11 protein-coding genes are annotated in these 9991 nt (G+C 65.9%); 5 read left to right on the top strand and 6 right to left on the bottom strand.

What is annotated here, in order from left to right:
- On the top strand, nt 1–2248 hold a 2248-nt coding region (locus CVM52_RS20625), incomplete at its 5' end, for a TIGR02302 family protein (protein WP_100164299.1).
- 84 nt (nt 2249–2332) lie between these two features.
- Here the strand turns inward: CVM52_RS20625 and CVM52_RS20620 are convergent.
- Nucleotides 2333–3151, bottom strand: a complete 819-nt coding sequence (locus CVM52_RS20620; protein WP_100164298.1) for a zinc-ribbon domain-containing protein — start codon at nt 3149–3151, stop codon at nt 2333–2335.
- Nucleotides 3152–3331: 180 nt separating this feature from the next.
- Here CVM52_RS20620 and CVM52_RS20615 point away from each other — a divergent pair, with 180 nt between their 5' ends.
- The 4 genes from CVM52_RS20615 to CVM52_RS20600 are packed head-to-tail and all read left to right on the top strand — an operon-like array spanning nt 3332 to nt 6237.
- On the top strand, nt 3332–4009 hold the full coding sequence (locus CVM52_RS20615) for a cell division ATP-binding protein FtsE (protein WP_100164297.1): 678 nt from the start codon (nt 3332–3334) through the stop codon (nt 4007–4009).
- Nucleotides 4006–4905, top strand: a complete 900-nt coding sequence (locus CVM52_RS20610) for a cell division protein FtsX (protein WP_100164296.1) — start codon at nt 4006–4008, stop codon at nt 4903–4905. The genes CVM52_RS20615 and CVM52_RS20610 overlap by 4 nt, the downstream gene beginning before the upstream one ends.
- Nucleotides 4905–5645: a lysophospholipid acyltransferase family protein gene (locus CVM52_RS20605; protein WP_100164295.1), complete on the top strand. Its 741-nt coding sequence runs from the start codon at nt 4905–4907 to the stop codon at nt 5643–5645. The genes CVM52_RS20610 and CVM52_RS20605 overlap by 1 nt, the downstream gene beginning before the upstream one ends.
- Nucleotides 5632–6237, top strand: a complete 606-nt coding sequence (locus CVM52_RS20600; RefSeq protein WP_100164294.1) for a pyridoxamine 5'-phosphate oxidase family protein — start codon at nt 5632–5634, stop codon at nt 6235–6237. The genes CVM52_RS20605 and CVM52_RS20600 overlap by 14 nt, the downstream gene beginning before the upstream one ends.
- Before the next feature lies 1 nt (nt 6238).
- On the opposite strand, the gene CVM52_RS20595 is transcribed toward CVM52_RS20600, so the two are convergent.
- From CVM52_RS20595 to odhB, 5 genes are all read right to left on the bottom strand, one after another.
- The gene (locus CVM52_RS20595) at nt 6239–6616 is read right to left on the bottom strand and encodes a hypothetical protein (protein ID WP_100164293.1); all 378 of its coding nucleotides are present in this window, start codon (nt 6614–6616) and stop codon (nt 6239–6241) included.
- 13 nt (nt 6617–6629) lie between these two features.
- Nucleotides 6630–8018 carry a dihydrolipoyl dehydrogenase gene (lpdA, locus tag CVM52_RS20590; protein WP_100164292.1) on the bottom strand — a complete coding sequence of 463 codons (1389 nt, stop codon included), beginning with the start codon at nt 8016–8018 and terminating at the stop codon, nt 6630–6632.
- Nucleotides 8019–8109: 91 nt separating this feature from the next.
- Nucleotides 8110–8520, bottom strand: a complete 411-nt coding sequence (locus CVM52_RS20585; protein ID WP_100164291.1) for an MAPEG family protein — start codon at nt 8518–8520, stop codon at nt 8110–8112.
- Nucleotides 8521–8524: 4 nt separating this feature from the next.
- Entirely contained in the window at nt 8525–9091 is a 567-nt protein-coding gene (locus CVM52_RS20580; protein WP_100164290.1) for a hypothetical protein, read from the bottom strand.
- A gap of 1 nt (nt 9092) precedes the next feature.
- On the bottom strand, nt 9093–9991 hold an 899-nt coding region (odhB, locus tag CVM52_RS20575), incomplete at its 5' end, for a 2-oxoglutarate dehydrogenase complex dihydrolipoyllysine-residue succinyltransferase (RefSeq protein WP_100164289.1).

Here is a 9991-nt window from a genome sequence, read left to right as displayed (position 1 = left end):
CGCGGCTTCGGCCGCCGTCTGGCGCGCGCATCAGAATCGCATGGCGGCGCGCGCGGCCGGGGCCAGGCCGGCGAAACCCGACCTGCGGATCGCCCGGCGCGATCCTTTCGCGCTGCGCTATGTGGCGCTGCTGGCGTTGACGGTGGCGTTGATCTTCGGATCGATCTGGCGGGTCGGATCGGTTGGCGACATGGCGCCGGGCAGCGCCGAGGCCGCCAGCGGCCCGTCCTGGGAGGGCTGGATCGAACCGCCGCGCTATACCGGCAAGCCGACGATTTATCTGGGCGATGTGGAGGGCGACGTCCTGGACATCGTGCAGGGCAGCCGCATCACCCTGCGGTTTTACGGCGACATCGGCGCGCTGACGCTGGCCGAAACGGTGTCGGGGCGGATCGGTGAGCTGCCCTCCGCCTCGGATCCGTCGCAGGATTTCAGGGTGGTGCAGGATGGCGAACTGCGCATCGACGGGCCGGGCGGGCAGACCTGGCAGGTCGCGGTGATCCCCGATGCCGCGCCCGAGGTGGCGGTATCCGGCGCGGCCGAGGCCGAGGCGATGGGCCAGATGTATTTGCCCTTCACCGCGACTGACGATTACGGTGTCGTCGCCGGCGAGGCGCGTATCGCGCTGGATCTGGCAACGGTCGATCGCCGCCACGGGCTGGCGGTCGATCCCGATCCGCGCGACGAAGTCACCGTGCCGCTGCCGATGCCGATTGCCGGCGACCGGCGCGATTTTACCGAGACCCTGATCGAGGATTTCTCCAAACATCCCTGGGCGAATCTGCCGGTGACCTTCACTCTGGAGGTCGAGGATGCCGCCGGGCAGAGCCGGCGCGCCGAAACCTATGCCGCCACTCTGCCGGCGCGGCGCTTCTTCGACCCGCTGGCCGCGGCGGTGATCGAACAGCGGCGTGACCTGCTATGGGCGCGGGCAAATGCCCCGCGTGTGGCGCAGATGCTGCGGGCGATCTCGCACCAGCCCGATGACATTTTCCGCTCGGAAACCGCCTATCTGCGGCTGCGGGTGATCCTGCGGCGGCTGGAAACCATGACCGAATACGGGCTGAAGGCGGCCCAGCAGGAGGAACTGGCCGAGGCGCTGTGGAACCTCGCCATCCTGCTGGAGGAAGGCGACCTGAGCGATGCGCTGGAACGGTTGCGCCGGGCGCAGGAACGGCTGAGCGAGGCGATGCGCAATGGCGCCAGCGATCAGGAGATTGCCGAGCTGATGCAGGAACTGCGCCGCGCCACCGATGATTACATCCGCCAATTGTCGCGCCAGGCGCAGAACGGCGAACAGCAAAACGGCGCGGACCAGCCCAATAGCGGGCAGGATCCGAATTCGATGCAGATGACCCAGAACGACCTGCAACGGATGATGGACCGGATCCAGGAGTTAATGGAGCAGGGCCGCATGGCCGAAGCGCAGCAGGCGCTGGAAGAGCTGCAGCAGCTGATGGAGAACATGCGCGTGACCCAGGGCCAGGGGCAGGGCGGCCAGTCGGAAGGCCAGCAGGCGATGGAGGGGCTGGCCGAGACCCTGCGCGAACAGCAGGGACTGAGCGATCAGGCCTTCCGCGACCTGCAGGAGCAGTTCAACCCCAACGCGCAAAGCGGTGAAAGCCAGGGCAATCAGGGCCGCAACGGCGGCATGGGCCGGGGCCAGACCCATGACGGCCCCGGCGGGCGCGGCCAGGGCGAAGGCCAGTCGCAATCGGGCGAAAACAACCAGGCAGGCGAGGGGGAGCCGAGCGAGGAATCCCTGGCCGAACGGCAGCGCCAGCTGCGCCAGGAACTGAACCGGCAGCAGGGCAACCTGCCCGGTGCCGGCTCACCGCAGGGCGATGCGGCGCGCGACGCGCTCGACCGGGCCGGGCGGGCGATGGACGGGGCCGAGGATTCGCTGCGCAACAACGACCTGGCCGATGCCATCGACCAGCAATCCGAAGCGATGGAGGCGCTGCGCGACGGCATGCGTGCGCTGGGCGAGATGATGGCCGAACAACAGCAGCAGTCCCAGCCGGGCCAGGGCAGCGTCGAGGGCAGCGAACGGGCGCGCAACCGCGACCCGCTGGGCCGCAACGCGGGCAGCAACGGTTCGATCGGCACCGACGAAAACCTGCTGCAGGGCGAGGATGTCTATCGCCGCGCCCGCGAGCTGCTGGACGAAATCCGCCGCCGCAGCGGCGACAGCGACCGCCCCGACGTGGAACGCAACTATCTGGAGCGCCTGCTGGATCGCTTCTGATCGTCCCGCATGCAACCTGTACCGGATCTGATCAGGGACTGCCCGGCCCCCGGGCCGCGCCGGCGATCTATTGCGGGATAGAGCTTATTCCGGGATAAAACCGCTCAGCCGCGCATCCAGCCAGATCCGCAGCTTGTCCACCTGATCGGTATAGGCGCTGACCCCGGGTTCCAGCGTCGGGACGGCGGAAACGATCGTGCCCTCATTGGCATAGACCACGATCAGCACCACAACGATCAGCACGACAAAGCCAAAGCCGCGGGCAAAGCCGCCCCGCCGCGCTGGTTCATCGACCTCGATTTCCGGTGCGGTTTCGGCGGTCATTTCGGTTTCGTCAGGGCGCAGGGACGAGCTGACCTCTTCCACATCCGGCAGCAAACGGCTGCGGCTGCGCGGCACCTCTTCCGCAGGTGTGTCCGCCGTGGTTTCGGCTACGTCCGGGTCGGGATGGCCGCGCAGGCGGTCCATCCGCTCGCGCGCCTCGCGCGCGCGCTGGCTGGCGCCGTCGGGGGGCAGCGATTCCAGGCCCAGATCGCCCTGGCTTTCCAAGGTGCTGGATTCGGCGGCGCGCAGCCGTGCCTCGTGCTGGGCCTCCTCCTGCAGGATATTGGCCACCGCCGGGTCGATCCCCCGTTTGCCGGTTTCCTTGGCCGGGGCGTCAGCGGCCTCGGCTTCGGCCGGGTCCGGGCTGTCCTCGGCCTCGGCCTCGGCTTCGGCCAGGCTGTCGGCGGCGACATCGGCGTCGGAGTCATCCTCGGGCAGCTCATCCAGGCTGTATTGTTCGGACCGGGTCTGAAACCAGGTATCGCCGCAATTCGAGCATTGCACATCGCGGCCTTCGTCCGGAATGACATCGTCGGGCACTTCGTACTGTGCCCCGCAATTCGGACAAGTGATCCGCATCCTGCCGCTCCGTCCCTAAAATCTGCCCGGTAAATTATTTTCAAACGATAATAGGCATTCGTTTCAGTGGCGCAAAGGGGGCAATTGAAATCTGGGCGGGAAACACATTCAGCGTTGCGACTTGGCATTGAATCTGCTTCGTGGCTCGGGCAAAACGTCCGGAACGGGCGGGGGTCGGGCGTGATCGAGCTGGAGAATGTGGGCTATAGCTATGGCGACGGCGCTTTGCTGAGCGACGTGTCGATCACGCTGTCGCCCGGGTCGTTTCATTTTCTCACCGGCCCCTCCGGTGCCGGCAAGACCACGCTGATGAAGCTCTGTTACGGCGCGCTGCTGCCGTCTTCGGGGATGGTGCGGGCCTTCGGCGCCGATATGCGGGCGCTCAGCCGCGATCAGATGGCGCTGCTGCGCCGCCGTATCGGCGTGGTGCATCAGGACTGCCGCTTCCTCGATCACCTGCCGGTGGCCGATAACGTCGCGCTGCCGCTCACCGTGTCGGGCCGCGACATGAGCGCCGAAAGCGGCAATCTGAGCGAATTGATGAAATGGGTCGGACTGGCGGCGCGCGCCGATGCGCTGCCGCCGGAACTATCGGGCGGCGAACGCCAGCGCGCGGCGCTGGCGCGGGCCGTGATCATGTCGCCGGATCTGGTGCTGGCGGACGAACCCACCGGCAATGTCGACTGGGAGATGTCCCAGCGGCTGCTGCAATTGCTGGTCGAGCTGAACCGCATGGGCAAGACCGTGCTGATCGCCAGCCATGACCTGGGGCTGATCCGGGCGGCAAAAAGCCAGGTGCAGGCCCGGGTGCTGCGCATCAGCAACCGGCAGGTGCAGCTGGCGGGGGCCGACCTGTGAGCGCGGGGACGATCCGCAGCCTGTTCCTGGGCGATGCCCAGGCCGACCGGGTGGTGCCGCCCTCGGGCTTTACCGCCCAGCTGACGCTGTTCGCCTCGGGGGCGATGGCCTTTCTTGCGGTTTTCGCGCTGGCCCTGTCGCTGGCCGCCGGCCGCCTGGCCGACCGTTGGGCTGATGAGCTGGCGCGCGCCGCCACGCTGCGCATCAGTGCCAGCGCCGACCAGCGCCCGGCCCAGACCCGGGCGGCGCTGGAGATCCTGCGTCAGACCCCCGGCGTGGCCAGCGTGCGCGCCCTCAGCGATCAAGAACAGGCCGCCTTGCTGGCGCCGTGGTTCGGCGCCGACCTGCCGATCGAGGAATTGCCGGTGCCGCAGCTGATCGAGGTGATCGAGGGCGAGCCCGGTTATGATGCGGAAGGATTGCGGCTGCGGCTGGCGGCCGAGGTGCCAGGCGCGGTGCTGGATGATCACACCCGCTGGCGCCGGCCGCTGGTCGAGGCGGCGACCAGCCTCAGGCGGCTGGGTCTGGTGTCGATCCTGCTGATCGGCGGCGCCACAGCCGCGATGATCACGCTGGCCGCCAATGCGGCGCTGGCCGCCAATGCGCAGGTGATCGAGGTGCTGCGCCTTGTCGGGGCGCGCGACCGCTATATCGCGCAGGCCTTCGTGCGCCGCTTCACCCTGCGTGCGCTGGTCGGTGCAGGGGTGGGCATGGCGCTGGGCATGCTGGCCATTGCGCTGCTGCCCGAGGCCTCGGATGCCGGCGGCTTCCTGACCGGGCTGGGCTTTGTCGGGGCCGGTTGGCTGGTGCCACTGGCGATCCCGCTGCTGGGCGCGGTGGTGGCCTTCCTGGCGACCGGGATCGCCGCGCGTCGCCGCCTGCAGGAACTCAGCTGATGACGCTGGCGGTCCAGTATATTCGATCGCTGCTGTTCATCCTTCTGGTCTATCTCGGCATGGGGGTGCTGGGGCTGGTCTTTGCCCCGGCGGCCTATCTGTCGCGCAACGGTGCGATCCTGGCCTGCAAGACCTTCTGCGTCTGGGCGCGTTGGCTGGCGCGCTGGCTGGTTGGCATCCGCACCGAGGTGCGGGGCGCCATCCCGCAGGGCGAGGTGATGATCGCCGCCAAGCACCAGTCGTTCCTCGATATCATCCTGATCTTCCACACCGTCCCGCGCCCGAAATTCATCATGAAGCGCGAGCTGCTCTGGACCCCGATCATCGGCATTTACGCCAAGCGCATCGGCTGCATCCCGGTCGATCGCGGCAAGGGCGGCCGGGCGCTGGCCAAGATGGTCAAAGACGTGGCCGTCGAATTTGCCGAGCCCGGGCAGCTGGTGATCTATCCGCAAGGCACCCGCGTGGCGCCGGGCGATTACCGCCCCTACAAGATCGGCACCGGCATCCTGTATGACGAGTTGGACGAACCCTGCTATCCCGCGGCCACCAATGTCGGCCTGTTCTGGCCCCGCAAGGGGATTTTGCGCAAGCCGGGGCTGGCAGTGGTTGAGTTTCTGGAGCCGATCCAGCCGGGGATGGCACGCGACGCGTTCATGACCGAGCTGGAACAGCGGATCGAAGACGGGTCAAAGGCGCTGATGCGCGAAGCGGGGTTTGCGGCAGATGCAATGGATTGAGACAACCGAGGGCCTTGAGGCGCTTTATGGCGAGGTGGCCAGCGCCGCGATCAGCAAGGTCGCGCGGCGGATGACGCCACTGTACCGGAAATGGATCATGCAGTCGCGTCTGTGCATGCTCAGCACGGTGGGTGCCGATGGCACCGATGGCAGCCCGCGCGGCGATGACGGCCCGGTGGTGGCCGAGCTTGACCCCGGCACCCTGGCGATGCCCGACTGGCGCGGCAACAACCGGCTGGATACTCTGCGCAATATCGTGACCGACGGGCGCGTTTCGCTGATGTTCCTGGTCCCGGGATCGAACAATGTGGTGCGGGTCAATGGCACCGCACGGCTGACCGATGACGCGGCGCTGCGTCGCCGGTTCGAACACAAGGGCCGGTTGCCGGCGACGGTGATCGTGATTGCGATTGCCGAGATCTATGTCCAATGCGCCCGCGCGCTGATGCGGGCGCAGACCTGGAGCGCCGAGGGCGCCCCGGATGATCTGCCCACCGTCGGGCAGATTCTGGACGAAATGACCGACGGCGTCGAAGGCGGCGCCGCCTATGACGCGGCCTGGCCGGCGCGGGCGGCCGAAACCCTGTGGTAGCTTAGCGATCCGATGGGGTGACCGGCATGGTGACCGGGGCAGGCTCTGGCGGCGCCGGGGCGGGCCGGGCCAGCCGTGCCCACAGGACAAGAGCGAGGATCGCGGTGGCCAGCGCCAGCGCCAGCAGGGCCGGGATCCGCAGCAACCAGCGCCCCGCGCGTCCCAGCGGCAGGTCACGGCCCGCGATCCAGATCGCACATCCGATCAGTCCGGCACCGATCTGCCACCCCAGGAAGGCCATGACCCGGTTCAGACCACGGGTGAACCCGTCCCCGGCCAGGCCGGTCAGCGCGAATTGCAGGAACGAGGCGGCATAAGCTGCCAGCCACAACACGATCAGCAGTTGCAGCAGGCGGGGACGACCGGACTTCACCGACATCCCCGCGCCGCGATCACGAGTGGATCGGCCCGTCGCCGCAGGCCAGTGCCGCCTCGCGCACCGCTTCGGAATAGGTCGGATGCGCGTGGCAGGTCAGGGCGACATCCTCGGCCGAGGCGCCGAACTCCATCGCCACGCAGATCTCGTGAATCAGGTCGCCGGCGCCCGGTCCGATGATATGGCAGCCCAGGATGCGGTCGGTTTCCTTGTCGGCCAGGATCTTGACAAAACCCTCGGCGGCGAAATTGGCCTTGGCGCGGCCGTTGCCCATGAACATGAACTTGCCGGTCTTGTAGACGCGGCCCTCGTCCTTGAGTGATTCCTCGGTGGCGCCGACATTGGCAACCTCGGGCCAGGTATAGATCACGCCGGGGATCACGCCGTAGTTCACATGACCATGTTTGCCTGCCACCTGCTCGGCCGCGGCCATGCCCTCGTCTTCGGCCTTGTGGGCCAGCATCGGGCCGTCGATACAGTCACCGATGGCATAGATACCCTTGATATTGGTCTGCCAATCCTTGCCGACCTTGATCTGGCCGCGCTGGCTGGTCTCCACCCCCAGCGCTTCCAGTCCCAGCCCGTCGGTATAGGGCTTGCGGCCGGTGGCCACCAGAACCGTATCGGCATCGATCACATGTTCGCTGTCATCCTTGCGCAGCTTGTAGGTCACCTTGGCCTTGTTGCGCGAGACTTCGGTTTTCTGCACCGCGGCGCCCATGATGAATTCGAAGCCCTGTTTCTTCAGGATGCGCTGGAAGGTCTTCTGCACCTCGCCATCCATGCCGGGGGTGATCGCGTCGAGATATTCGATCACCGTCACCTCGGCGCCCAGCCGCTTGTAGACCGAACCCAGTTCGAGCCCAATCACCCCGGCGCCGATCACCACCAGTTTCTTCGGGATCTTGCCCAGTTCCAGCGCGCCGGTGGAGGTGACCACCACCTTTTCATCCACCTCGACACCGGGCAGCGAGGCGGATTCGGAACCCGAGGCGATGATGATGTTCTTGGCCTCGTGCACCTCGTCGCCGACCTTGACTTTGCCGGCCTCGGGGATCGAGCCCCAGCCCTTGAGCCAGTCGATCTTGTTTTTCTTGAACAGGAACTCGATGCCCTTGGTGTTCTGGCCGATGGTGTCGTCCTTGTAGGCCAGCATCTGCTTCCAGTCGACCGAGGGGCTTTTGCCCTTCAGACCCATGGCGGCAAAGTTGTGCTCGGCCTCGTGCAGCATGTGCGAGGCATGCAGCAGCGCCTTGGACGGAATGCAGCCGACATTCAGACAGGTGCCGCCGAGCGTCTCGCGCCCCTCGACACAGGCGGTTTTCAGGCCCAGCTGCGCGCAGCGGATGGCGCAGACATAGCCGCCGGGTCCGGAGCCGATTACAATCACGTCATAGCTTGCCATGGGTCAGGTCCTTTTTATTGGCCGGGAAGGGGGCGCTGCCCCCGCCGCCCTGCGGGCGGCTCCCCCGGAGTATTTGCAAAGAGAAGAAGCATCAGATCAGCACCGCGAGCAGCATCAGCACGGTGGCGAGAAACCCCACCAACCAGATGACCGAGCGCCAGGGGCTGAGGCCGAAGGCATAGGCGGGAACATAGAGCACGCGCGCGCCCAGATAGGTCCAGGCGCAGGCGGTGGTGAGGGCCGAGGACTGGCCCGAAAGCGTGACCGTCACGCAGGCGATGGAGAACAGGATCAGCCCCTCGAAATGGTTGTCCAGCGCCCGGAACAGGCGGCCGGTCACCGGGCTGGCCTGCTCCTCCAGCGGTTTCCCCAGGCGCGCGGGGTCACGCGGGCCCAGGGTTTTGCCGGTCCCCAGTTCGAGATTGGCGGGAACCGCCATCAGCACGAACTGGACGACCTGCAGCAGCGCGGCGAGGGTGAGGACGGTGAGTTCGGGGGTCATGCTTTCATTCGTCAATTTTGCGAAACATCAACCAGTCGAGATGGGTGAATGAGTAGCGTGCAAACCGTCCAGCTATAACCCAACCGAATATGAACAGCGCTATCCCACTAATACCGCCCTTCCAGCTCAGTCCCACAAGACTATCGAACACAACTCGAAATGCCATCAGCGAAACCAATCCACCAAACCCACATAGCAAACGAAAAGTCCGATAGGCTGATCGATAGATTTCGACTAGTACAGGGTTCTCAGTTACTGCTTTCACTCTGTCCCTAGGCCTGTCATTGCCTGCAAGCATGTCAGCTAAAATCGACAAGAGCTCGCCGAATTGAGTGACGACTTGGCCGACCGCCAAAAAAACTCCGCTCAAGATAAGCATTACGAACGCAGTCTCGATGGAATCAAAGTTCGCGAAGTAAGACCGGTATTCTGACACAACATCGAAATCGACGCTTACTGCCGAGCCTTCGACTTTCAATGGGGCAGTGAAGGAGGCAATCGCGAGCGCACCTATCGAAAAAGCGGACAGGCTGTCTGTCCAGTTTCTTGCTAGGCCACTCGCGTCACTCATATCAGAGGTCCATCAACAACCGCCGTGGATCCTCCAGCGCCTCTTTCACCCGCACCAGGAAGGTCACCGCGCCCTTGCCGTCGACGATGCGGTGGTCATAGCTGAGCGCCAGGTACATCATCGGCCGGATCACGATCTCGCCGCCGACCACCACGGGCCGGTCCTGGATCTTGTGCATGCCCAGGATGCCGGATTGCGGGGGGTTGAGGATGGGCGAGGACATCAGCGAGCCGTAGACGCCGCCATTGGAGATGGTGAAGGTGCCGCCCTGCATCTCGGCCATCGACAGCTTGCCGTCGCGGGCGCGTTTGCCCTTTTCGGCGATCGCCTTCTCGATCTCGGCAAAGGACATCTGGTCGACATCGCGGATCACCGGCACCACCAGGCCCTGCGGCGTGCCGGCGGCAATGCCCATATGCACGAAATTCTTGTAGACCACGTCGGTGCCGTCGATCTCGGCATTGACGTCAGGCACCTCTTTCAGCGCATGCACGCAGGCCTTGGTGAAGAAGGACATAAAGCCCAGGCGCACGCCGTGTTTCTTCTCGAACAGGTCCTTGTATTCGCTGCGCAGGTCCATCACCGCCTTCATGTCCACCTCGTTATAGGTGGTCAGCATCGCGGCGGTGTTCTGCGCGTCCTTCAGGCGGCGGGCGATGGTCTGGCGCAGGCGGGTCATCTTGACCCGCTCCTCGCGCGCGGCATCATCGGCAGGGACCGGTGCCCGCGGTGCCGGTGCCGGTTCCGAACGGGCAGCCGGGGCCGCACTGCCGGCGGCGATCGCCTTCTGCACGTCTTCCTTCATGATCCGCCCGTCGCGGCCGGTGCCGGTGACCTGGTCGGGTGACAGCCCGGCCTCGGCCATCGCCTTTTCGGCCGAGGGCGCGTTGGCCACGTCCG

Origin of the sequence: Pseudooceanicola lipolyticus (assembly GCF_002786325.1) — a bacterium.
Taxonomy (GTDB): Bacteria; Pseudomonadota; Alphaproteobacteria; order Rhodobacterales; family Rhodobacteraceae; genus Pseudooceanicola_C; species Pseudooceanicola_C lipolyticus.
The sequence above is the reverse complement of the archived record's forward strand: the minus strand, read 5'-3'. Positions and strand labels throughout refer to the sequence as shown.